16 protein-coding genes are annotated in these 24,782 nt (G+C 34.9%); 7 read left to right on the top strand and 9 right to left on the bottom strand.

Going from position 1 to position 24,782, the window contains the following annotated elements; translation table 11 throughout:
* Nucleotides 1–23: 23 nt before the first annotated feature.
* Together EZ428_RS19895 and EZ428_RS19890 are read left to right on the top strand one after the other, a co-directional pair.
* Complete coding sequence (locus EZ428_RS19895) at nucleotides 24–659, top strand: response regulator (protein WP_131554962.1); 636 nt, start codon at nucleotides 24–26, stop codon at nucleotides 657–659.
* Between the two features lie 153 nt (nucleotides 660–812).
* Nucleotides 813–1,970: a fatty acid desaturase family protein gene (locus EZ428_RS19890; RefSeq protein ID WP_131554961.1), complete on the top strand. Its 1,158-nt coding sequence runs from the start codon at nucleotides 813–815 to the stop codon at nucleotides 1,968–1,970.
* Between the two features lie 67 nt (nucleotides 1,971–2,037).
* On the opposite strand, the gene fabF is transcribed toward EZ428_RS19890, so the two are convergent.
* The 7 genes from fabF to EZ428_RS19855 all read right to left on the bottom strand — a co-directional run bounded on the left by fabF (nucleotide 2,038) and on the right by EZ428_RS19855 (nucleotide 11,297).
* Complete coding sequence (gene fabF, locus EZ428_RS19885) at nucleotides 2,038–3,288, bottom strand: beta-ketoacyl-ACP synthase II (RefSeq protein ID WP_131555299.1); 1,251 nt, start codon at nucleotides 3,286–3,288, stop codon at nucleotides 2,038–2,040.
* A gap of 12 nt (nucleotides 3,289–3,300) precedes the next feature.
* Nucleotides 3,301–3,519: a DUF2798 domain-containing protein gene (locus EZ428_RS19880; RefSeq protein WP_131554960.1), complete on the bottom strand. Its 219-nt coding sequence runs from the start codon at nucleotides 3,517–3,519 to the stop codon at nucleotides 3,301–3,303.
* Between the two features lies 1 nt (nucleotide 3,520).
* Nucleotides 3,521–4,291, bottom strand: a complete 771-nt coding sequence (locus tag EZ428_RS19875) for an SDR family oxidoreductase (RefSeq protein WP_131554959.1) — start codon at nucleotides 4,289–4,291, stop codon at nucleotides 3,521–3,523.
* A 52-nt stretch (nucleotides 4,292–4,343) separates the two neighbouring features.
* Nucleotides 4,344–4,931: a TetR/AcrR family transcriptional regulator gene (locus EZ428_RS19870; protein WP_131554958.1), complete on the bottom strand. Its 588-nt coding sequence runs from the start codon at nucleotides 4,929–4,931 to the stop codon at nucleotides 4,344–4,346.
* Between the two features lie 233 nt (nucleotides 4,932–5,164).
* Complete coding sequence (locus tag EZ428_RS19865) at nucleotides 5,165–6,442, bottom strand: efflux RND transporter periplasmic adaptor subunit (RefSeq protein ID WP_131554957.1); 1,278 nt, start codon at nucleotides 6,440–6,442, stop codon at nucleotides 5,165–5,167.
* Nucleotides 6,443–6,451: 9 nt separating this feature from the next.
* Complete coding sequence (locus EZ428_RS19860) at nucleotides 6,452–10,825, bottom strand: CusA/CzcA family heavy metal efflux RND transporter (RefSeq protein WP_131554956.1); 4,374 nt, start codon at nucleotides 10,823–10,825, stop codon at nucleotides 6,452–6,454.
* Nucleotides 10,826–10,976: 151 nt separating this feature from the next.
* Nucleotides 10,977–11,297: a DUF6660 family protein gene (locus EZ428_RS19855; RefSeq protein WP_131554955.1), complete on the bottom strand. Its 321-nt coding sequence runs from the start codon at nucleotides 11,295–11,297 to the stop codon at nucleotides 10,977–10,979.
* A 475-nt stretch (nucleotides 11,298–11,772) separates the two neighbouring features.
* On the opposite strand from EZ428_RS19855, the gene EZ428_RS19850 reads away from it, so the two are divergent.
* Both EZ428_RS19850 and EZ428_RS19845 read left to right on the top strand, forming a co-directional pair.
* On the top strand, nucleotides 11,773–12,837 hold the full coding sequence (locus tag EZ428_RS19850; RefSeq protein ID WP_131554954.1) for a sensor histidine kinase: 1,065 nt from the start codon (nucleotides 11,773–11,775) through the stop codon (nucleotides 12,835–12,837).
* 5 nt (nucleotides 12,838–12,842) lie between these two features.
* The gene (locus EZ428_RS19845; RefSeq protein WP_131554953.1) at nucleotides 12,843–13,586 is read left to right on the top strand and encodes a LytR/AlgR family response regulator transcription factor; all 744 of its coding nucleotides are present in this window, start codon (nucleotides 12,843–12,845) and stop codon (nucleotides 13,584–13,586) included.
* An 87-nt stretch (nucleotides 13,587–13,673) separates the two neighbouring features.
* On the opposite strand, the gene EZ428_RS19840 is transcribed toward EZ428_RS19845, so the two are convergent.
* Both EZ428_RS19840 and EZ428_RS19835 read right to left on the bottom strand, forming a co-directional pair.
* Entirely contained in the window at nucleotides 13,674–14,321 is a 648-nt protein-coding gene (locus EZ428_RS19840) for a GDSL-type esterase/lipase family protein (RefSeq protein ID WP_131554952.1), read from the bottom strand.
* A gap of 133 nt (nucleotides 14,322–14,454) precedes the next feature.
* On the bottom strand, nucleotides 14,455–17,658 hold the full coding sequence (locus EZ428_RS19835) for a caspase family protein (RefSeq protein ID WP_165501839.1): 3,204 nt from the start codon (nucleotides 17,656–17,658) through the stop codon (nucleotides 14,455–14,457).
* A 515-nt stretch (nucleotides 17,659–18,173) separates the two neighbouring features.
* On the opposite strand from EZ428_RS19835, the gene EZ428_RS19830 reads away from it, so the two are divergent.
* The 3 genes from EZ428_RS19830 to EZ428_RS19820 are packed head-to-tail and all read left to right on the top strand — an operon-like array spanning nucleotide 18,174 to nucleotide 24,761.
* Nucleotides 18,174–21,257, top strand: coding sequence for a SusC/RagA family TonB-linked outer membrane protein (locus EZ428_RS19830; protein WP_131554950.1), 3,084 nt, complete (start codon nucleotides 18,174–18,176; stop codon nucleotides 21,255–21,257).
* A 17-nt stretch (nucleotides 21,258–21,274) separates the two neighbouring features.
* Nucleotides 21,275–23,083, top strand: a complete 1,809-nt coding sequence (locus tag EZ428_RS19825) for a RagB/SusD family nutrient uptake outer membrane protein (RefSeq protein ID WP_131554949.1) — start codon at nucleotides 21,275–21,277, stop codon at nucleotides 23,081–23,083.
* A gap of 22 nt (nucleotides 23,084–23,105) precedes the next feature.
* Nucleotides 23,106–24,761, top strand: coding sequence for an endo-1,4-beta-xylanase (locus EZ428_RS19820; RefSeq protein ID WP_131554948.1), 1,656 nt, complete (start codon nucleotides 23,106–23,108; stop codon nucleotides 24,759–24,761).
* Nucleotides 24,762–24,782: the final 21 nt, after the last annotated feature.

Below are 24,782 nucleotides of genomic sequence, written 5' to 3'. Positions count from 1 at the left end.
GAAAAACGAGCAACGAAAGAGAAATGGCAGATTTAAAAATATTTATTGCAGATGACCATCAAATATTAATAGATGGAATTATCTCCTTTTTTAACGAATTAGATAGTTTTGAAGTTATCGGTTATGCCAATGATGGAATTAACTTATTGAGAGATATTGCTGTTAAAACTCCAGACATCATTCTATTGGATTTAAATATGCCAAAATTGGATGGAATATCTACCTTGAAGAAACTAAAGGAAAGTTATCCAAATATAAAAGTGATCATTTTATCAAATTACCATCAATCTCAATTAATTAAGGAAACAAAATCTTTAGGAGCAAGTGGATATGTTTTAAAAAATGGCTCTAAAAGTGATTTATTAACTGCCATAGAAACCGCACAAAGTGGAAAATTGTATTTCCCTGAAGCTGAAGAAGTCAATTTAAATACACAACTTGTTTTTACTGATGAGTTCATGAAAAAACATCAGCTCACTAAAAGAGAAGTAGAGATTATCAGGTTAGTATGTGAAGAATTAAGTAGCAAGGAAATTGGTGATAAGTTATTTATTGCCGAGTTTACTGTAACTACTCACAGGCGCAACATCTTAAGTAAACTAGGTTTAAAAAACACGCCAGGGCTTATCAATTTTGCAAAACAGAATGGAATAGCTTAAAAAAACATAAATTCTATACATCTTATTATTAGCAAATTACGTAAGTACAATTATAGTTTATGAAATTAAAATGACAATTGTGCGTTATACGACATTAATTAAACTACATTAGCTAAATTATAAGAACTGCCCATATACTACTCTACACATAATATGACACAAAAAGTCAAGTTTACAAACATCAACAAATCTACATTTTATGCTACCCTAAGAAAGCGAGTTGATGCGCATTTTGACGATCAAAATTTAAGTGTTCATGCTAATGGAGCCATGTGGTTTAAAGCAGTATTCTTTTTAGGAACTTTTATAGCTTTATATCTTTTAATTTTACTGGGTGATATCAGTCCGCTTTTGAAATTAGGGATGGCGATTGTATTGGGTATGTTTGGCGCATTTGTTGGTTTTAATATTTGTCATGACGCTATTCATAAAGCATTTTCAGCTAAACCTATCATCAATAAATCTTTTAGTTTTCTATTTAGTTTAATTGGAGCTAGTGCCTATGTTTGGAGCATTTGCCATAACATAGTTCACCATACCTATACCAATATATCTGGCCATGACGAAGATATAGATGTGGCGCCTGGCTTAATTCGCTTTTGCGAAAATGAACCAGTAAATAAGATTCAACGTTACCAGCATATTTACGCTTTTGGTTTATACAGTTTAGCCATGCTTTCATGGGTTTTTAGAAAGGATTATAAAAAATTCTTTCAAACTAAAATAGGTTGTCAAGTTGCCAATCACCCTAGAATAGAATATTTCAATTTATTCTTCTTTAAATTTTTATACTATTTCTTGTTCATCATTTTACCATTAATTGTCATGGACGTAACATGGTGGCAATTTATAATTGGCTTTTTAGCGATGCAATTTGCACAAGGTTTGGTATTGGGCTTGGTGTTTCAGCTAGCGCATGTTGTTGAAGGAACGAGTTTTCCTCACCCAAATGTTGATGGTAATATAGAAGAGGCTTGGGCAGCACACCAAATGATGACCACAGCAAATTTCGCTGTAAACAGTAAAATTGCAGGTTTTTTATGCGGTGGTTTAAACAGGCAGGTAGAACATCATTTATTTCCAAAAATTTGCCATATTCATTATCCTGCAATTGGCAAAATAGTTAAAGACACCGCTTTAGAATTTAATTTACCTTATATAGAAAGTCCTACTTTTTTAAGTGCTTTAGGTTCGCATTATCGCATGCTGCGTAAATTGGGTAAAGAAGCATACATTGCTAAAAAAGTAGCAGTTAAGGAACCTATTCCTTGTTTGCTAACTGCGAAAATTAATATTCCACAGGCTTTATAAAAAAAGCCCTACATAAATAATGCAAGGCTTTTAATAATAATTGTCAATATTAACGTAGTCGAAGAATTTATGCTGAATATTTCTTAAACAAACTTGTTGCCGTATGGCCACCAAATCCGAAAGTATTATTTAGGCAATAGTTTACTGTTTGACAAACTGGTTTCCCTAAAATAATATTCAATCCCTCTGGAATAGCAGAATCTAATTCAGTTGTATTTATAGTCCCTGGAATTACATCGTTTTTAACAGATAAAACAGATATAATACTCTCTATTGCTCCAGCTGCACCTAACAAGTGACCTGTCATGGATTTTGTTCCACTTATCGCCACTGGCAAATCTCCAAATACTTTTTTAATCGCCTTTAACTCACTGATATCACCAATACCAGTAGATGTTGCGTGTGCATTAATGTATTCAATATCTTTTGCTTCTATTCCGGCTTCTTCTAACGCTCTCTTCATTCCTAGAACAGCACCTAATCCTTCTGGATGAGTTCCTGTTAAATGATAAGCATCTGCAGCCATTCCTGTTCCAACTAGTTCAGCATATATGGTTGCTCCTCTTTCTAAAGCGTATTCTAAATCCTCTAAAACTAAAGCACCTGCACCCTCTCCCATTACAAATCCATCACGAGCAACATCAAATGGTCTTGATGCTTGTTCAGCATTTTCATTATTTTTAGAAAGTGCTTGGGCAGAGCTAAATCCACCAACCGAACCTTCAGTAACAGCAGCTTCAGAACCTCCAGCAATCATAACCTTTGCCTTTCCCAATCTAATGGTATCAAAAGCACTTATAATAGCTGTGTTTGACGATGCACAAGCAGAAACCGTACAATAGTTTGGCCCATGTAGTTGATGTTTGATTGAGATTGCACCTGCAGCAATGTCAACAATTAACTTAGGGATAAAAAACGGACTAAATCTCGGTGTACCATCTCCGCCATTATACTCTTTTAATTGTTGTTCGAAAGTAGAAATCCCACCGTTTCCACTAGCCCAAATTACACCTACATCGTATCTACCTACTTCATCCATTTGCTCAAAATCTAATCCTGAATCTTTAATGGCTTGGTCGGCGGCTGCAATTGCATATTGCGTAAACAAATCATATTTTTTTGTTTCCTTTTTATCGATGTATTCTTCGATATTGAAATCCTTTACTTCACAAGCAAAACGGGTTTTGAATTTACTAGCATCAAACTTTGTGATTGGACCAGCAGCACTTTTGCCAGCCAATATGTTTTCCCAAAGTTCATTTACAGAATTACCTAATGGTGTAATAGCACCCATTCCAGTAACAACTACTCTTTTCATCATATTTATTGTTTAAGACTTCTCCCTTATCAAATAATCTACCAATTTTTCTATTCGCGGTGCGATGATTAAAATGGCAGGAACGGCCACAAGATAAGCAATTGGCCACGATTTTAACCATATTGTTAAAAACTGGCTGATAAAACCAACGTTTACGGCAACAACGGTAAAGGTTACCAATCCAGTTGTTATGGCACTCATCAATAATGCAAAGGTTAATTTCTTTTTCATTTTATGGCTGAATAGATTCAATCCAAGCTGCTCTATTGGCATTCATTACATTTAATGCATCAACTGGTGATGAACGAAATAAATCATAGATTTTAGCTGTATCTCCAACGCGGATTTCAAATTCATCATTTTTTAAACCCTCCAATAATTCTTCTGCAACTTGTAAAGGTTCTATGCCATTATGCCCACCAATTGCTGCAGAAAATTCGGTATTAACCAGTGGTGGAAATAATTCGAAAACCTTAACGGAAGTATTTTCCAAGCTTAACCTTAATGAAGTGGTGTAAGAATGTACAGCCGCTTTACTTGCCGCATACGTTGGTAAAGTAATACCTGGAACGTAAGCCACAATTGAAGAAACATTAACAATTGCTGCTTCTTTCTGGTGCTTTAATAATGGCAAAAGTTGTTGGTTTAGTCTTATGATTGATAAATAGTTTGTCAACATTTCATCTTCTGCATTCGAATAGGCATTTTGACTTTCATCTGCTAAATTATAAAGCAAAGCTCTACCTGCATTATTAATAACAACGTTCAATTCTGGATATAATCTAGCAATTGTAGCAACCAATTCCTTTACATCTTCAGCTTTGCTTACATCAGCCTTGATAGCAGTTACGTTATTTAACTTGGCTTTAGCCTCATCTAATCTGTTTTGATCTCTACCAATAATAATAACGTTGTTTCCTTGTTCACTTAATAATTTTGCAGTTTCGAAACCAATACCAGCACTTCCGCCAGTAATTAGTATAGTGTTTTTTGTAGTTTTCATTATATAATCATTTAATTATATACCAATCGGTATATTTTAAGTTAAAAAATTTTTATGTTAAATCATTAATCAATTTTTTTAAGGATTGCATTACGGTGGCGATATATGCTGAACTTCCCAATAATTTTGAAATCATAATGGAACCCTCAATCATTGATATCATGGTTAAGGCAATTTGTTCTGCATTTATATTTGCATTGAATTCTCCATTTGCTTTACCTTGTTCTAAAATTTGGGTAAGTCTGGCCTTCCAAGAAAGCACAGCTTTTGCAACTTGATTTCGCAATTGCGGATGTGTATCATCAGCATCTATGGCAGTATTTAAAATCGGGCAACCCCCATCATCACAAGAAGAATTAAATATTTCTTCATAGTTATTTACGTAAACCATCAATTTGTCTTTGGCTGTTTTTTGCTTTGAAAATTGAGCCGCCACACAAGCATTTAATTTTTGTAAGTTATAGTCAAATACTGCAATCGCAACTTCATCCTTATTTGAAAAATTGCCATAAATACTGCCTTTTGTTAAACCAGTAGCTTCTGTCATGTCATTTAACGAAGTACCAGCAAAACCTTTCTTATTAAAGATAGGGGCTGTTTTTTCGATGATAAAAGATCTAGTTCTTTCTGCCTTAGACATTGCTGTAATTATTTGACAGAACAAATATATACCGATTGGTATTATTCTGCAAGTTTATTTTCAGAAGATGATTTTGGGAAGACAAATTGATTTTTCTTCCCAAAAAGATTTGTCATTCAGCGCAGCGAAGAATCTCTTTGAATAATTTTCTCCGAGATTTTTCGCAAGCTAACGATGTAAAATCGGCACAAGTTAGAATGACAAACAATGGGCAAGAATGACAATATTATAAATTAATGATGGTCTCCTTCGGTGTTGGTTAATTTAGCATTGATAAAAAAAGCTCCCTTAGTTACAATTCTTGCTCCTTTTGGTATTTCAATTACAAAAGTTATGGCAGTGTAACCCAAGTTAGACACACCCCTTATTACTTCTACCTTCTCAAAATTTATATTTCCAACCGGCTCTTTTTCATCCTTATGCTCTTGCTCACCTTCTTCGTGATGTTCCTCCGCTTTTTTATCCGTCACTACAAAAAGGAAAGTTTTACCTTCTGATTCAACAATTGCATCATTTGGCACAGCCGATGTTGTTACATTATTTATACTTACAAAACCGGTAATATTCATCCCATCAATTAAACCACTTTTATTTCCTTTTACCGTACAATGAACAGGTATCGTTTTACTCTCATTTTCAAAAGCAGAGCCAATACTAAAGACCAATGCATCATATTCTACAGTTGGATTATTTGTTAGTGTAAAATGTATAGTTTGCCCAACTTTAAGCATCGGCAAATCTTTTTCAAACACATTCAAATCTAAATGTAGTTGCCCATTATCTACAATCTCTGCCACAGGCGATGAAACATCAACATAACTGCCAATTTTAGAAAACACATCGCTCACTGTTCCACTTATTGGACTAACGACAACCAATGCAGCTTTCAAATTTCCATTACTAATACCACTTGGATTAATCCCCATCAATTGCAATTGCTGATGCAGAGATGCTTTTCTGGTACGCAAGGTATTGAGTTCGGCTGTAGCAATTTGTAAATTCTTTAGAGCACCAGCATTACCTGCATTTAACTCTTTTTGGCGTTGTACTTCTTGGTCGGCATAAGTTATCTTATTACCAATATTTAAGTATTCTTCTTGCAACTGTATAAACTGCGGATTTGTGATTGTAGCCACAACTTGTCCCTTTTTAACAAAACTACCCACTTGTATATTAATTGTTTTAACCACCCCACCATACAAAGATGTTGCATTGGCTTTGTTGTTATTTGGCACCCTTAAGTTTCCGTTAGCTTTAATGGTAGCGGTTAATTGTTTTTGTTCTACCGAGCCATAAGTTATACCTACCGTTTTTATTTGCTCCTCACTCAAAGTTGCAATTGTTGGGGCTTCTTCTTCGTGAGCTTCTTCATTTTTAGATTCTGTTCCTGTTTTTTCTGCAGCTGTTTCTTCTGTTTTTTTATCTCCGCCACAGGCGAAAAAAGTACTTACCAAAAGTATGGCCAAGCAACTACTAGCCAATCTTTTTATGTTTTTGATATCGAATTTCATTTTAATATTTTATTGATTAATTAAATAATTAACGAGCACAACTGATTGATTAACCTGCTGTATAACTTCTAAATACTTTAACTCTAAATCTGTTGCTGTTTGTAAAGCATACAGGTATTCTACATAATTAATATCTCCAGTACGATACCCCAATTTTGCTACTTGAACTATTTCTTTAGCATTTGGCAATGCCTTTTGCACATAATAATTATGCTCTTGCAAGTGCTGCTGATATTGCTGCACCGCATCATTAAACTGGGCAGTTAATTGTTGTTGTTGATATTGTGCATTAGCTTGTGCAGCTTGCTTTTGATAATTTAAAGATTGCACCCTCGCTTTATTTGCTCCAAAACCAATCGGTATGGCTAAGCCCACATTTACCGAACTAAATCTTTTATTGCCATTAAAATATTGCTCTTGACCATTTACCGTTTGAAAACCAATTAATGATTGATTATTGTATCCTATTTTAAAATCTGGCAAAGCCGATGCTTTTTCTAACTTAATTTGTTGTTCTACAACTAAAGCTTCCTGATACCATAGTTTTATAGTTGGGTGATTGGAAATGGTAGCACTATCTAACAATGTACTCACTTTTAAAGGCTCATAAAGCTTCGGATTTTCAATACCGAAATCTTCCTTAACATTCATTAAACCTTTTAAATTTTGATAAGCATTAATGAGGTAACTTTCATTTTGCTGCAATAACAATTTTATTTCCCCTTGTTTGGTTTCAGCTGTGCTTAATTCCAATTTTTTGGTCTCCCCAGTTTTAAAACGTAAAGCCGCAGCTTTTACAAAATCAATATATAAGGTATCTAAATATTGCAGCTTAACCTTATTGTACGTTAAATACACTACCTGATAATAATAGTTTCGAACCCTATTTTTTAAATCGTTTGCGGTAACGAGCTGTTGTATTTGTTTACTCTGTGTTTGGGCATTTATTAAAGATTTTTTAGCGCCAAATAATGTAGGGAAAGGGATGGTCTGTTCTACTTGAAAAGCATTGTCGAACTTGACACTATTGTATTGTCCCAATTGTGCGTTTAAATCTAATTTGGGCAATTCACTTGCCGTTCCTTTTAAACTTTGTGCAGCTGATACTTCGAGCGATTTGGCTTTTAGTTCATTGTTATTTTTTAAAGCGATAGCAATAGCTTCATCTACACCAATTACTGTTTTATCGTTAATTACTTGAGCATTGGCAGATTGACCAAACCCAAATAGTAACATCATTATGATTAGGCTAACTGTTTTCATTTGCAATTTTTTAGAGGATGGTTTTGAATTAAAAATGATGTACAGTAATGGCAAAACAAATAGCGTTAAAAAAGTAGCCGTAAATAAGCCACCAATAACAACTGTTGCTAAAGGTTTTTGAACCTCGGCACCTGCGCTACTACTTAAAGCCATTGGTAAAAATCCAAAACTTGCTACTATTGCTGTCATTAAAACAGGTCTTAATCTTATTTTAGTTCCTTCTATTACTCGTTTCACCACATCTGTCCAACCCTCTTTTTCCAATTGATTAAATGTTCCTATCAAAACAATTCCGTTTAAAACGGCTACTCCAAATAGTGCAATAAAACCAATACCTGCCGAAATACTGAAAGGCATACCACGCAACAATAGAGCAAAAACCCCACCAATTGCGCTCATCGGAATGGCGGTAAAAATTAGCCCAGCTTGTTTAAAAGAGTGAAAAGTAAAATACAACAACACAAAAATTAGCAATAAAGATAAAGGAACGGCAATCATTAACCTTTTAGATGCTTGTTGCAAATTTTCGAACGTACCACCATAGGTAAAGTAATATCCGGCAGGTAGCTTTACGTCTTTAGCTAATTTAGTTTGGATATCTTCTACCACACTTTGTACATCTCTACCATTCACATTAAATGAAACATAAACTCTTCTTTTTCCATCTTCCCTACTAATTTGAGCTGGACCTAATTTGTAGCTTACATTAGCAATTTGTGATAAAGGAATTTGGTTGCCGCTATTGGTTGGCACAAAAAGATTATTCACATCATCTAAAGAAGTACGATAAGCACTATCAAGCCTAACTACCAAATCAAATTTCCTTTCGTTTTCGTAAACTTGTCCAGCTACTTCTCCGGCAAATGCCGCAGTGATAATGTGATTAATATCCTCCACATTTAGCCCATAAGCTGCCATTCTGCTTCTATCATAATCAATACTTATTTGAGGCAAGCCAGATATTCTTTCTATTTGTGGTTGTGTAATTCCTTCTATTTTACTAATTGCTTTACTTACCTTATTGGCATAGTTAGCCAATGTATCTAGGTTTTCGCCGAATATTTTTACCGCAACATCTTGCCTAATACCTGTCATTAACTCATTAAAGCGCATTTGTATAGGCTGACTTGGCTCTGCAATTATACCTGGTATATTTTCTAGCTTTTCCTTCATCAAATCTGCTAGTTCATAAAAATCAGTAGATGTTGTCCATTCGCTCTTGTCTTTTAAAACAACAATTAAATCCGACGCTTGCATAGGCATTGGATCTGTGGCTACATCTGCGGCACCTGTTTTGCCAACCACCATTTTAACTTCTGGAAATTGTTTGATGATACGTTCGGCCTGCATTACCGTTTCAACCGTTTGGCTAAGTGATGCACCTTGTGGCAACACAAATTCTATGGCGTAATCGCCCTCTTCTAATGTCGGGATAAACTCTCCTCCCATTTTACTAAAAACAATAACGGTAATCAATAAAATGCCAACCGTAACACCCGTAACTATATATTTTATTTTAATTACCTTCGCTAACAGTGGCTGATAGATGCCTTGAAAAAAGTTCATCATCTTGTCGGAAAAGTTCTTTTTTAGTACTGCTTTTTTTGATAAGAATAAAGCAGACATCATTGGAATATAAGTAAGCGACAATATTAAGGCCCCAAAAATAGAAAAGCCTACTGTTTGAGCCATTGGTCTAAACATTTTCCCTTCAATACCCACCAAAGCTAAAATTGGAATGTATACGATAAGGATAATGATTTCTCCGAAAGCTGCACTACTACGTATTTTAGAGGCTGATAGAAAAACTTCTTCATCCATCTCTTTTTGGGTAAGCGTATTCATAGATTTCCTTAGCCCGAGATGGTGCAACGTAGCTTCTACTATAATTACTGCTCCATCTACAATCAAACCAAAATCTATCGCCCCTAAACTCATTAAGTTAGCGCTTACCCCAAATAAATTCATTAAGCCCATTGCAAAAAGCAATGCCAATGGTATGGCAGAGGCAACTATTAATCCTGCCCTAAAATTCCCCAAAAACACAATCAGAACAAAAATCACAATTAAGGCACCTTCAATTAAGTTCTTTTGAACTGTACCAATTGCTCTATCAACCAAATTTGTTCTATCTAAAAAAGGTTCAATAATTATATCATCTGGCAAAGAACTTTGTACTGTTTCCATTCTTTCTTTTACCAAAGAAACTACTTCAGAACTATTTGCACCTTTTAGCATCAGCACCAAACCACCAACAACTTCTTTCTCCCCATTATAGGTCATTGCGCCGTAACGAGCAGGTGTACCAAACTGTACTTTAGCAACATCTCTTATTAAAATGGGCGTGCCATTTTTTGGATTTTTAACAACAATATTTTCGATATCATCAAACGATTTTACTACACCAATCCCTCTTATGAAATAAGCGTTTGGTTTTTTATCGATATAAGCCCCACCTGTATTTTCATTATTTTTTTCTAATGCTGAAAATATTTCTGGAATACTTACGTCCATAGATTTTAATCTATCTGGATTTACAGCCACTTCGTACTGTTTGGTCACGCCACCAAAACCTGTTACTTCTGCCACACCAGCAATACCATTTAATTGCCTGGCAACTATCCAGTCTTGCATGGTACGCAAATCCATAGCAGAGTATTTGTTTTTACTGCTATCCTTTGGGTGAATTACATATTGATAAATCTCTCCTAAACCCGTAGTAACAGGAGCTAATTCGGGCCGCCCCATACTTTCTGGAATTTCTTTTTCTGCTTGTTTTAGCTTTTCGCTAATTAATTGCCGAGCAAAATAAACATCTACTTCATCCTTAAACACAACCGTGATTACACTTAATCCGAAACGCGAAAACGATCTCATTTCTGCAATATCAGGTAAATTGGCTAGGACTTTTTCTATAGGATAAGTTACATATTGCTCTACCTCTTGGGCGGCAAGTGTGGGAGATTGTGTAATAATTTGAACCTGATTATCTGTAATATCTGGCAAGGCATCAATAGGCAATTTTGATGCGCTCCAAACACCCCAAATAATGAGTAGCAACGTCATTAAGCCTATTGCCAGCTTATTTTGTATGCTGAATTTTATAATGTTATCTAACACGCTGTTAAATGATTAAAAAATTGAAAATAAAAAATTGAAATGAACTATGCAGAAAAGCATAATTAAGAGGTAAAAAATTACTCAACAATAGAATATTGCGTTAATAAAACAACATTGCAACAGCTGATGGCCATGCCAAGAAATTAATTTTTTAACCGTTAACAGCTAACTTCGGCGGTTGCCAAATGTGATAGGCTTGTTGAAGTAAAGAAAACTGATGTTGAGCCAATTCCTTTTCTAATTCTACGGTAGGAATTTTTAATTCAAAAACTACAAGTTGCGGTTCAACAACACTTTGTCCACAACAAGAGCACAAACATATTGGAGAACAGCTTTCTGCTTCTTGAGATTTTTTCTGTTCTATTTTAGAAATATGAGAAAATGCAGCATCTTGATTTTCAATTTCATCATTACATGGCAAAGCCGAAAGCAATACCATAAAGATTAAATAAATGATGCCGATATTTTTCACGTGGTAAAAGTAATAAAATTAAAATTAAAATCTTATGCAGTGTCACAACTACTATCTTCTGTACGCTTATCTAGCTTAGGGATTTTAACGATGCTATAGTACAACCTACATCAAGCTATTCTCAGTATATGTTGATGCAGGTTTTAGGTAGGTATCACATAGGCATCAAGTAGGCATTAAGTATCTCTTTAACCTACTTGATACCTAGGTAACACCTATGTAATACCTACTTGATGCCTATTTAATAATTACTAGCGCATACTAAAGCTCTCAACTCTTGTTAAAGATTTTTTTAGGCTTACCATTACTACTTCAGCAATAGAGCTCAACTGCGTTGCTTAAATAGTATTTGTTAGTTAAATTCTACCATTCATCCCAAATTTCTTGCTATTCATCTACAATAACTTTAATAGCTTACCACTGTTTTGCAAATTTGAACTAATAAAAAATCATTAAATTATGCCTGTTAAATATCATGATAGAAAAAAGATTATCATTTAAGGAAGGTGGCTGGCTAAAAACCAATATTAAATATGCCGTAATTGGAATTTCTGTTGGGCTTTTAATGAGCGCATTTATTCAAATCTTTAACCCAAATGGTATCCAAACTAGAAACGTGTTATTCAACATCCTTTTTAGTCTGTTCATCACCCTTAGCATAGCCAATGTAATCGCTTTAGTTCAATGCTATTTTACACCCGCCAAAATTGGATTCTGGAATTTTGTTTGGATTTATTACCTCTGCAATTTAGTGGGGCTTTTTATTGGTGTGGAGCTCTCTTACCTTATTGTTTCTCTTGCTTTTGATTTTAAATATGATTTTATTGGGCACATTAATGATTATAAGTTTAATGTATTAATAACCATAATTGTTGGCACTTTAATTCTACTCTATCATTTTCAAAGAATAAATGCAGAGGCTATATTAAAGTCGAAAGAAATGGATTTAGTGAAGTTAAATCAGTTAAAAACAGCTGCTGAATTGCAAGCGTTACAGTCCAAAATCAATCCTCATTTTTTATATAACGCCTTAAATTCCATTGCCAGTTTAATCCATGAAGATGCAGATAAGGCTGAAGATATGACGATGAAACTGTCTAAGTTATTTAGGTATAGCATTAACACCTTGCAAGAAAACCATGTTTCTATAAATGAGGAAGTAGAAATTTTAAATACTTATTTAGACATTGAAAAAGTACGTTTTGGCAACCGTATTAACTTCAAAATTGAAGTTTTGCCAGAATTAAATGATAAATTAATCCCACGCTTTTTATTGCAACCCTTGGTAGAAAACGCTTTAAAACACGGACTAAAGGATGTGCGTAACAATGGAGAAATGAGGGTTACCGTAGCTCAAAATGCAAGTAGGATTGAGATTTTTATTTATGATAACGGCACTCCTTTTCCGGCAGAATTAATAGCAGGTTATGGTTTGCAGAGTACGTTTGATAAACTGCAGTTATTGTATAAAGACGACCACGATATTCAAATTAACAATACACCAGAAAAGCATATTAAAATTTCAATACCATTTATTTAATCACCATGTGGAAAACCATAATTATAGATGATGAACAACTAGCTCGCCAACGCATTAAACGTTTGTTAATGCAATACGATGAAATTGAAATAATTGGAGAAGCAGAAAATGGAGCTGAAGGATTGGAGATAATTGAAAGCCTAAAACCCGATTTAATCTTTTTGGATATTGAAATGCCAGTGTTAAATGGTTTTGAAATGCTGGCTAAATTGAAACATCAACCTAAAGTTGTTTTTACTACGGCATACGACCAATACGCCATTAAAGCTTTTGAAGAAGGTTCAATTGACTACCTACTCAAACCAATTGAGATTGAAAGGTTAGACAAAACCGTTAAAAAATTAAAACAAAGCAACTTAGCTCCTGCTCAAGTTCCAATTGAAGACTTGATTCGCCAGATACAAGGCAAAAAATCGATTAAAACCTTAACTGTTAAACTTGGAGACAAAATTTTATTAATCAAGTTGGATGACATTGTACATATCCAAGCAGAAGACAAATATGTTTTTTTACACACGGTGGATGGTAAAAAACACTTAACAGATTTTACTTTATCTACACTTGAAGAAAAATTACCTGAAGAATTTTTAAGGATTCATCGCAGCGAAATGATCAATACTGAATACATCAAAGAGATTAGAAAAGGCTTTAATGGCGCACTCATTTTTGTGCTCAACAATGTTAATGAAACCCGAGTAACTTCTAGTCGCTCAAATAGTGAGGCTTTGAGGTTGAGGTTTGGGATATGAGAAATTTGTCATTCAGAACGAAGCGAAGAATCTAACTAGCTGAACTCCTTGTGATGGATTCCTCGTTCCTCGGAATGACAAATCTTACTATTTCAAATAAGGTTCCATTATTGGCGCCCAAATCGCATAACCTTTGGCATTCATGTGCAAGTTATCAGAAAGGAAAATATCTTTCATAATTGTTCCATCGGGATTAAACATTGCATCATAAGTATTAATGTAGTTCGCTCGTTTTGTTTTAGCAATTAGCTCCATTATCTTTTTGTTAGCATCAACCATTAATGGCCAATATTTTTCCCTTGATGGGCTTGGCTTGATAGATATAAATGTTAAATGAACTTTTGGATATTTTTCTCTAATCAGACCAAACAATTGTTTAACCCTATCCACTACAACATCTGCGGTGGCTCCTCCCATAAAATCATTTTCACCACAGTAAATCATCACTTGTTTTGGGTTATATGGGTAAACGATATCCTTTACAAAATAAATTAAATTAGGCAAAGACGAACCTCCAAAACCTCTATTGATTATAGTATGATTTGGAAAATAAGTTTGTACATCCGTCCATTTGGTAAAGGTTGAACTACCAATAAATAGCACTGCTTTTTTAGGAGGGAAATCTACACTATCCTTCTTTTTAAAGTTTTGTATATCTTTTGCAAAAGGTACTTCCTGAGCTTTTGAACTTACAAAAGCAATCAAAAATAAAATGATTAAACTTAATTTCTTCATTTGAATTTAAAAATATTAGCACAATGAAGATAATAAAGTTTTATTAAAATCCTTATTTAGCAAAACTTCTAGCCTATAAAATTGGTCTTACCAAAAGAAGAAGCAAAGAATAATCCTCTTTTCAGCATAACTCTTAATTTTTGGCTACTACAGTTACTTGTTTTGCCACTGGTGTAGTATTCGGAATTAATAAAAACTCGCTTCCAGGCTCATCATCTCCAAAGCTACCTAAAAGTGGCCCAGATGGCAATTTTTCCACAAACTGATATAAATTCTTAGCCGTTAGCATACTATTGGCTCCACCTCTTCCCTGTAAAGCCATAATTAACCTTTGAGCAAAGGGCGAGTGTTTGCCTGCATAACCATCTGGCACTTCCTTTTTGCCACCAGAAGTGATGTAGATTCTTGTTTTTTTGCCCAATTTACCATCTATGTATGCCGCAGCATTCATGTCATCGTACATTGTATCCCCACTTCTAGCAACGTTCCTTGCCACTCGTTCATCAAATGTCCCCCCGAAACAAACATCCATTAATAGCAAAATTTGATTGGGTGGCAATTTGTTTATCATTCTAGATAATTTAGAATATTGGATATATGAATTCCTGAAAGGATCATCTTTAGCTGTTTTTGAATCACTAGTTACAATCAATCCATCATCCAAAAGGTTATCATCAAAATCTCCGTGACCGGCAACAAAAATCACCAATTGATCACTTTCCTTTAACAATTTCGATAACTCTAAAACTTTATTATAAATACTATCTAATGGTTTATCAATTAATCGCATCACCTTATAATCGTAATTATTTTCTAGTTCATCTGCAATGGCTCTTGCATCAGGCGCTGGATTATTTAGATTTCCCCATTGCGCATTTGACTTGTATGTATTAGTGCCTATTACCAAGGCATAACGCTTAGAATTATCTCTGCCTAATTTCTCTTTTGTTTGATTTCTAACTTTTGCCCCACGCATTTGCATGGCCTGTTCAGGCATAAAATACTGTAAGTCGTTAATAAAATTCTTTTCAAAAAACACATCAAAATAACCACTTCTGATATAATCACAATCAGCTTCTGCTTTACCAATTGCATATTTTAAGGCGTTAATGTATAAATCGTTTTCAAACAAGCCATAAATATTTAAATCACTTGTTAAATTGGTGATGTAATAATTTAACGGTCCGTGTTGTATGTCTCTATTATTGCAAACCATATTATCTATACCAGCACCTTTTGGAACAACGAAAACACGATTTTTATTAGACAATGCCGCTAAAGTCGGGCTGCTTTCTATCAAATTCTTGATGAATTCTTTCTGAAAATTGGTTGTACTTCCCGCCTCGGTAATAAACAATTGGTTGTTAGCAGGAATCATTTGTAAGAGTTCTTTCAGTTGCACCAATGATATTCCATTCTTTTTAATCTCTGCTGTATCTGTTAAGGTTTTTAACCCATAGGGGATAAAATAAGTAAGTTGTTTACCCAATGAATCTCTTAGCGGAACCGTATATCCTGAAAAATTGAACACAAAATAATCTTCAGGTTTAGATGTCATTGTTTTATTAATGGCATCTAGTATATTCTTCTTGGTAGCTAAAGAGTCGGTTAGCAAATACGAACTCACACTTCCAGTTTCTGTTAATGATTTATACTGATCGGTAAAATACTGATTATAAGAAGTAGCATCTGCAACACAATTTAAAAAAGAGAGTTTGCCTGTTTTTGGATATTTGCTAATACCAACGGAAATAATATGCGCACTACCTTTAGGCTTAATTTCTACAAGCATTGCACCTTGCTCTGTTGTTGAGGATTGATTTTGCTCAAAAAGATATTGAGGGAAATTTGAATAATAGTTTGGATTTTGCTTAGTTACATTCGCTTTAACTTCATTAATCAAATCTTCGTCTGTTAAAGAATAAGGTAAAGCTAGCGCGTTTGCCAAGGCATAAGAATAATTACCATATATAAGTCCATTCTTCGACGATTCCATGCTCAATTCATCACCACTGGTACCAGATAATATAACAAATGGCACATTAGCATATTTTTTAGAAGAAAATAATAAGCCATTTGCTTCTCCTCTAAATTGCACATCATTCTTTTTTTCATCCTTTGCATTATCAGCAGATTGACCGCAAGCATCAAAAGAAACAATTAACTGCCCTTTACTACCTATTCTCTTTTTAATAGAATCAAATACTTGTTCTATTTCTTTCTTAGTAATCCAATAATTAGTAGTGGTATCGCTTTTACCCTTATAATAATCACTTGCTAAAATAAATACTTCGTTACCATCTTTTACTTTACTAGCATCATAACTTAAGGCACTAAAATGCAAAAAAGCAATATCTGAAGGCATAAGCTTAGCTGCGAAATTATTTAGCGCTTTTAAAATGCCAGCCTTTGTTGCCTGTTGATCTGTTAATAAGCCTACATTGTCTTTATTAAAACCTTGTCCAGAAATCAGTTTACTTTTAATAAAGTTAACATCGTTTACAGAACCAGCAATATTATATACTTCTATATACTTATCATTAATTTCTTTTGCCGTATACTCTATAGGTCTTGTATATTGATTAATACCAATTAATAGCGCCTTCTTATAATTTGATGCAGTAGAGCTTGTCATCCTAACTGGCTCTACCAATGTTTTAACCGCAAGGCCTTTGTTATAAATATATTGCCTTGATACAATACCTTCAGTATTATAAAATGTAAGCGTATCATTAATTAGCCCATCTTTATAATGGATGTTAGCTTTTTGACTTCCATTTTGATAATAAAGGCTTTGTCCAATTTTTTCTAATCCAGCTAAACTATACCATTTTGAATAAACCGTATCTACCTTGTTTAAAGTTTTAGAAAGTAATACGCCTTGTTGGGAGTATAATAAAATATCTACAAGGTTATCATTATTGGAAACCAACCTTATCTCTTTTAGTTTTTTTGTGAGATAATTAACGGTAATAGATCTATTTACTTTTCGCTTATTATTAAAATAAAGGAGCCCGATTTCCTTGAAATAACCAACTTTATTAAATGAGTCGATAAGGGTTTGAACCTCTATAGCATTTTCTAAAGAACCATTAAATCTGATTACTTTTTTATTGAGCGTGTAATAATAATATTTCTTTTTACTTATAGAATCTGTACCTACTGACGCTTGTTGATTCAAAAACAAAACACAAGAATCAGGGCTGTATATTGTAAGGTTAGCTGGCAAAAACTTAATTGGTATGGTGATGAATTTACCGCCAATTACAAGTGTTCCAAATATTGTTTTTTTACCATCAACATGATTCTTTTCATTCCCGAAGCTTATTGAACACATAAAAAATGAAAAAAGAATCAGCAAAAAAGCTTTATTAAGGTTGAGGGTCATTTTATTAAGGATTTAGTTGAGTTAATTTTCTAACTATCAAGCATTTAAAAACTCGAAAGACAATACAAGGTAACCTTTTAAATAGGTTTGACATATACCTATTAATGGGTATTTTTTAAGCTGCATGGCTTATGATATTTCATCGTAATAATTCAGGAATGCTAAAAGATGATTTACTAAATAGTTATTCTGGCTGAACTTAAACATTTAGCATCAAAATCAATATACTATTTCCACTCGATGCAATCGGTACACAACAATTAAACAGCATTTTTAACGAAATTAAACACATTATCAAATTAATTTAAAATATTTTATGCAATCGGTTGCAATTTAATTTTTTAATATCTACTTTTATCCTAACCAAATATACTTAAGCTATTTCTCCTTCTTAATTAGGCGAATAAAACTTAAGGTTTTGATAAGGCAGTTAAAGAAACATTGCGTATTAAATTAAACCTTGTATGAAAAAACCTAGACAAAAAATGCTGTTTAAGAGTTTAGCTATGCTAATACTTTTAATAGGCCTAACACCATCTTTGCTTTTTGCCCAAACCGTTTTAAAGGGAAAAGTAGTTGATGAGAAAAACCAGCCAATGCCCGGTGCAGGCATCAAGCTAAAACTTTCTGGAAAAGCGACAGTAACTGATGCCAGTGGCGATTTTACTATCAGCGCCAGTTCAGATGAAAAAACAATAATCATTTCTTACATTGGCTATCCATCTCAAGAAATCGAAATTAAGAGTGGCGTAAGCAATTACAATGTTAGCTTAACTCCCGACTCTAAAAACTTAAACGAGATTGTTGTTATCGGGTATGGTACACAAAAACGAAGAGATGTAACAGGCTCTATTGTATCTATGAGTGGTGCAGCTATTAAGGAAGTTCCTGTGGCAAACATCCAACAAGCACTACAAGGAAGATTAGCAGGGGTAGAGGTTCAATCTGTTGGCACCGCCCCAGGAGCTGGTGCACAGATCAGAATACGTGGAGAAAGATCCATCAATGCTTCTAACAACCCCTTATTTGTAGTTGATGGGATTCCATATAATGGAACATTAAATGATATTAACCCAGATGACATTGCCAGCTTAGATGTATTAAAAGATGCATCTGCAACTGCAATTTATGGTTCTCGTGGAGCAAATGGTGTAATCTTAATTACCACTAAACGTGGCATATCTGGAGATACAAGGGTTTCTTTTAACTCTTATTATGGTGTAACGAAAATTACAGACAAGTACAATGTATATAATGCTGACCAATATAGGGCCCTGCGTGATTATTCGATTTTCACACAAGACTATATGGCCGATGAAAAACAAGGAATAGCAACAGGTAGAAACACGGATTGGCAAGACTTGATGTATAAAGATGGTTATATTACTGATAACAACTTGAGCATTTCTGGGGGTAGTGACCAAAGCCAGTTCTCTGTTGGGGGTGGTTACTTTAAACAAACTTCAGTGTTGCCAAGTCAAAATTTCGCTCGTGCTTCTTTCAAGGCAACGGGTGATTTCAAAATTGGTAAACGTATTAAAGTAGGTTTTAATAACTTATCAAACTATAGCATAACAAATGGCTCTCAATTTGGACTAAACGTTTTCCCATTGCTTACACTAAGCCCGTTATCATCACCATACAATCCAGATGGCAGTGTTAACAAAAAACCTGCAGGAAATACTGATGATCAAAATACAACTTACAATCCACTAATGCTGTTAACTAATGATAATCAATGGGTTGATAGAGTTAGAAGATTTAGAACGTTTACTAGTTTATTTGGAGAAGTAAACATTTATGATGGCTTAAAATATCGTTTAAATGCCGGCTTAGACTTTAACCAACAAGAGGGCGCCCAATTTAGAGGAACAGATAGTTATTTTAGACCTGGCCAAACTAATATTGCAGCAGTTAATAACGGTACTGGAACGAAATATTCAATAGACAACCTATTAACTTACGATAAAACATTTGCACAAAAACATCGCGTTTCGGTTACAGCATTATTCGGCATAGAAGAAGAGCAATTTCACAACACATCCGTTAGCAAAGAGGGCATAACTGCAGATTTTGTACAGTTTTATAATTTAGGCTTATCGTCTGTAGATCCAGCTCCTGTTCTAGGTGGAAGTGAAGCATCTACTACCTTAATTTCTATGATGTTAAGAGCTAATTATGTTTACAATGATAAATACATGATTACGCTAACCGGACGTCGTGATGGCTCTTCTCGCTTAGGGGATGGCAATAAATGGAAACAATATCCAGCGATTTCTGGAGGATGGAGTATCACCAATGAAGAGTTCATGAAAGATGTAAAAGTTTTTTCTAACCTAAAACTACGTGCCGGTTATGGTGTTACTGCAAATCAATCAATTGACGCTTACAGCACATTAGGTGGTGTTGCTTCTAATGGGGTACGTTACAATTATGGAAATATTTCACAAACAGGCTATTACGTAAATAGAATTGTTGACCCAAAGTTAGATTGGGAATATACTCGTACCACTAACATTGGGTTAGATTTTGGAGTTCTTAACAATCGTATCACGGGTAGCATTGATTGGTACACTGCAAAAACCGATAAATTACTTTATGGCATTCCATTGCCACCAACATCTGGTATTTCAGAAAATTATTTAACCAACATTGGAAACGTAAGCAATAAAGGATTAGAAGTAGCATTATCTAGTCAGAATATTAAAACAGAAAGTGGCTTCTCTTGGAGCACAGATTTAAATTTCTCGTTGAACAGAAATAAATTAGTTGCTTTAAACGAGACAACAACGCAAGTTATTAATGCCCAATTATTTGTTGGTCAGCCTTTAACAGCTATTTACGATTATAAAAAAATAGGCATTTGGCAAACTAACGAAGCAGCTGAGGCAGCAAAATATGGTTTTGTACCTGGTCAATTAAAATTAGAAGATCACAATGGTGATGGAAAATTAACAGTTGATGATAAATATGTAATTGGCAATGGCCAAGCTGATGTTCAAGGTGGTATGACTAACCGTTTTAGTTATAAAGGTTTCGACTTCTCATTTGTAGTTTATGCTCGTTTTGGCGGTACGCTAATTAGCCAGATACACCAACCTTTAGGAGGATATTTAACAATAAATGATGGCAGAAGAAACCAATTAGCTGTTGATTATTGGACACCTACCAACCCTACCAATACCTATCCCTCTCCAAATGTAGCAGGAGGCTTGTTAAGCTCGCCATTAACTAGCGATGCCGCTACAACACTTGGTTATTTTGATGCAAGTTTTGTGAAAGTAAGAAGCATTAATTTCGGATACTCATTTGATAGCAAGCTTGCCAAAAAAATAGGTGCACAAAAACTAAAAATATACGTTACTGCACAAAATCCATTCATTGTTTATTCACCTTATGTTAAAGCTGGTGGATTAGATCCCGAACCTACAGGTACAGGAAATCAAGGGGTTCAAAACCCAGGAAATATTTCTAGTAGAGCACTAACTATTGGAGCTACTACACCTCCAACAAGATCATTCCTTGCAGGTTTAAACGTTACTTTTTAACATTTAATTTTAAGAAAATGAAAACAAGATATTTTATCCAAGCAATGGTACTCTCAGCTATAGTTATGCTTGGGAGCTGCAAAAAAGCTTTAGAAGAAAAACCATATACAGCTTTTACAACAGATTACTTTAAAACTCCAGATGGTATTCAAGCCGCTATTAACTCAGCTTACTCTGGAATGAGATATGATTATGGGCCAATTGGAGCAGTTTTATTAGCGAATATGGGAACCGATGAATTTACTTATGGTGATCAAGGTGCCTCAGGGCAAACATTAGAACTTGGGACTTATCAAATACCACCCACAAATGGCTCTATTTTAACACCTTGGAATAGAAACTATTCTAACATTAACCTTTGTAATGCCATTTTAAAATTTGCTCCAGAAGTAAAAATGAGTGATGCAGCAAGAAATGCAATTATGGGAGAAGCCAGGTATTTGAGAGCCCACTATTATATGTTATTGGTAGAACAGTTTGGTGCAGTGCCACTAGATTTAGGTTCTGGAGATTTAGTATTTACTGATGTTGCTTACTTCGGTTTCAATCGTCTTCCTTTTAACGATGTTTTGAAAAAGAACTACGCAGCAATGATTAATGATCTAATCTTCGCAAGCCAAAACCTACCTGTTACAAGACCAGCAACAGCTTTTAAACTCTCTCAATCTGCTGCATTGCACCTATTGGCTAAGATCTATTTATTTCGTGGTTATTCCGATGTAAAAGAACCTACGGATTTTAATAATGCCTACAAAACCGCAATGGAATTGATCAATAACAAAGCTAAATACGGAACTGATTTACTTCAAGATTATAGCTTGATACATAAACAAGGAAACGACTACAATCAAGAGGTTTTATACTCGGTTGAACGTTTGTCCCTAAACAACGCCAACAACGAGGTGCCAAATCCGGAAACAGAATTTGCAAATAAAGCAAACATTGCAGCTAACCTATTTACTTGTAATTATCAAAATGCCGCTACGGTAAGTGGTGTTTCATTAATTGACGATAGGCCTTTCCAATATAACCGTCCGTTAAGGCAAGTAGCCCCAACACCTTACATTTTCAATAAAGTTTTTGCTGACAAAGTAAACGATGCAAGATATGATGCAAGTTTTAGAACACTATGGACTGTTGCTACCTTACGCACAGGTGCCGATTTAGAAACCTTTAAAACCAAACTAGCTGGTGTTGGTGTTGCACTTGGTGATACGGCAATTTACCTAGCCCCAACCGATGCAAGAGCTGCCCAATTAAAAGCTGCCGGAAAAAAATACAAAGTAATAGGGCCATCTGAATATTGGTCTAACCAAAATAAAACAAACCAAATATACCCTAGCTTGAAAAAGTATAACGATAGTATCAGGGCTACTTTCCAAGATGCATCTGGAAGACCATTTATTGTAGCTAAATTATCTGAGGTTTATTTAATGGCTGCTGAGGCAGCTTTGCAAGATGGTCGCCCTGGAGATGCCGTCCCATTGATTAACACTTTAAGAGAAAGAGCAGCATATCGCTCGGGGCTTAATGCTACTGACTTAGCTGCTAGAAAAGCGATCATGCGTATTGATGTTTCTCAAATTAATTTAGATTTCATATTAGATGAACGTTCAAGAGAGTTATGTGGGGAAAGCTTAAGATGGGCAGATTTAGCGGTTCGTAAAAAACTTGTAGAAAGGGTTAAGCTCTACAATCCTGATGGCGCACCCAATATTAAGGATTTCCATAATTTAAGACCAATTCCTCAGGCTCAGATTTTTGCAGTAGTAGATCCAGCTGGCGACCCTAACAGAAACAAGTATCAAAACCCAGGTTATTATTAATCAATAATTAAAGAAATTAAAAATGAAACATAAATTAATTATTCCTGGCTTATTGTTACTTGCAGTAACAGGAATGTATTCTTGTAAAAAGGAAATATATAATGGCGCAGACAGCCTTGCTGAAGTTCAATTTACAGATAGCATAGGCACATTAAAAGGTAATGCTTCTTTCCCTATCGGCTTAGCTGTTGAATATCCGCTGTCTACAACCAGCAATGGTAAATATTGGTCTATCGTAAAAAGAGAAGCCACTTGGGTTACATTTGGTAACGAACTAAAAAACAGTTCCGTAGTAAAAGCAGATGGATCTTACGATTTCACAACGGCTGATAACTTTTACTCCTTAGCAACCAATTCTGGTTTAAAAGTTTTCGGACACACCTTAGTTTGGCACTCCCAACAAAGAGCAACTTACTACAACAGTTTAATTGGCGGCACTGGCGGTGGTACAGTTACCAACTTAGCTGTTAATCCAAGTTTTGAAACGACAACTGTTGGTACAACTGGCGAACCTGCAGATGGTTGGCAAGTATTAAATGGTACTGGGCAATTTGTGAGCACAACTACTAATACAAATACTGGCTCAAAGGCATTACAAATAAATGTTCCAGCAGGTGGTCAAAACTACAATACGCAGCTGGTTACTAAAGCTCAAATCCCTGTCACGGCGGGTAAAACTTATACCATTTCTTATTACATTAAAGGTGCTAGTGCCCAAAATATTCAGTTCGAAATCAGGCCATATTCTGGCGCAACCGCTGGCGGAGTTAATTACCAAGGTGGCAAACCAGTGACAACTAGTTATGCAAAGGTTTCATACGATTACGTAGTTCCTGCAGGAGTTACCGCTTTTCAATTAGCATTCGATTTAGGTGGCACACTTAATACTTTATATATCGATGATGTGAGCATTACAGATGCTTCTGTTGTGGCGCCACCAACTGGAGGTGCATTGGCAACCATTGTAGACAATGCAATGAAAAAACACATTCAAACTGTTGTTGCTCGTTATGCTGGCAAAATTACCGCTTGGGATGTTATCAATGAACCGTTTAGCGATGCTGCAGAATTAAGAAACAATACAAACACACCTGCTGGCACAAGAACAGACATCTTTGTTTGGCAAAGCTATTTGGGCAGAGATTATGCCGCAAAAGCGTTTACCTACGCAAGAGCATCAGATGCTACGGCTGATTTGTATATGAATGATTACAACCTAGAATCGAGCACAGCAAAACTAGACGCATTTGTAACTTTAGCAAAAGAACTAAAAGCTGCAAATACTGGTATTAGCGGAGTAGGCACACAGATGCATTGCAACATTAATACTGCATACAGCAAAATTGATGATATGTTTATAAAACTTGCAGCAACTGGCTTAAAAGTTAGAATTTCTGAGTTAGATGTAAGGTTAAATCCTTCAGAAAAAGTGGGTGATGTTAGCGCTTCAATTGCCTTGCAAAACCTACAAGCGGCAATGTATAAATATGTAATACAATCTTATTTGAAATACGTACCAGCAGCACAGAGAGGTGGTGTTTTAGTATGGGGTGTAAGTGATTCTGATAGTTGGATCACTACAAGCTTAGCAAAGAACGATGCTCCTTTATTGTTCGACAAAAACTATGTTAAAAAACCAGCATTCTCTGGAATTTTACAAGGATTGAAAGGTAATTAATAAGAATTCAATTTGGTTAGT

It is taken from the genome of Pedobacter frigiditerrae (assembly GCF_004331645.1).
GTDB classification, from domain to species: domain Bacteria; phylum Bacteroidota; class Bacteroidia; order Sphingobacteriales; family Sphingobacteriaceae; genus Pedobacter; species Pedobacter frigiditerrae.
This window is presented reverse-complemented; position numbering and strand designations above follow the sequence as displayed.

What these genes read in the sequence shown, in the direction of transcription:
- EZ428_RS19895 (WP_131554962.1), top strand. Translation starts at nt 24, where the DNA reads ATGGCAGATTTAAAAATATTTATTGCAGATGACCATCAAATATTAATA.
- EZ428_RS19890 (WP_131554961.1), top strand. Translation starts at nt 813, where the DNA reads ATGACACAAAAAGTCAAGTTTACAAACATCAACAAATCTACATTTTAT.
- fabF (WP_131555299.1), bottom strand. Translation starts at nt 3,288, where the DNA reads ATGAAAAGAGTAGTTGTTACTGGAATGGGTGCTATTACACCATTAGGT.
- EZ428_RS19880 (WP_131554960.1), bottom strand. Translation starts at nt 3,519, where the DNA reads ATGAAAAAGAAATTAACCTTTGCATTATTGATGAGTGCCATAACAACT.
- EZ428_RS19875 (WP_131554959.1), bottom strand. Translation starts at nt 4,291, where the DNA reads ATGAAAACTACAAAAAACACTATACTAATTACTGGCGGAAGTGCTGGT.
- EZ428_RS19870 (WP_131554958.1), bottom strand. Translation starts at nt 4,931, where the DNA reads ATGTCTAAGGCAGAAAGAACTAGATCTTTTATCATCGAAAAAACAGCC.
- EZ428_RS19865 (WP_131554957.1), bottom strand. Translation starts at nt 6,442, where the DNA reads ATGAAATTCGATATCAAAAACATAAAAAGATTGGCTAGTAGTTGCTTG.
- EZ428_RS19850 (WP_131554954.1), top strand. Translation starts at nt 11,773, where the DNA reads ATGATAGAAAAAAGATTATCATTTAAGGAAGGTGGCTGGCTAAAAACC.
- EZ428_RS19845 (WP_131554953.1), top strand. Translation starts at nt 12,843, where the DNA reads ATGTGGAAAACCATAATTATAGATGATGAACAACTAGCTCGCCAACGC.
- EZ428_RS19840 (WP_131554952.1), bottom strand. Translation starts at nt 14,321, where the DNA reads ATGAAGAAATTAAGTTTAATCATTTTATTTTTGATTGCTTTTGTAAGT.
- EZ428_RS19835 (WP_165501839.1), bottom strand. Translation starts at nt 17,658, where the DNA reads ATGTGTTCAATAAGCTTCGGGAATGAAAAGAATCATGTTGATGGTAAA.
- EZ428_RS19830 (WP_131554950.1), top strand. Translation starts at nt 18,174, where the DNA reads ATGAAAAAACCTAGACAAAAAATGCTGTTTAAGAGTTTAGCTATGCTA.
- EZ428_RS19825 (WP_131554949.1), top strand. Translation starts at nt 21,275, where the DNA reads ATGAAAACAAGATATTTTATCCAAGCAATGGTACTCTCAGCTATAGTT.
- EZ428_RS19820 (WP_131554948.1), top strand. Translation starts at nt 23,106, where the DNA reads ATGAAACATAAATTAATTATTCCTGGCTTATTGTTACTTGCAGTAACA.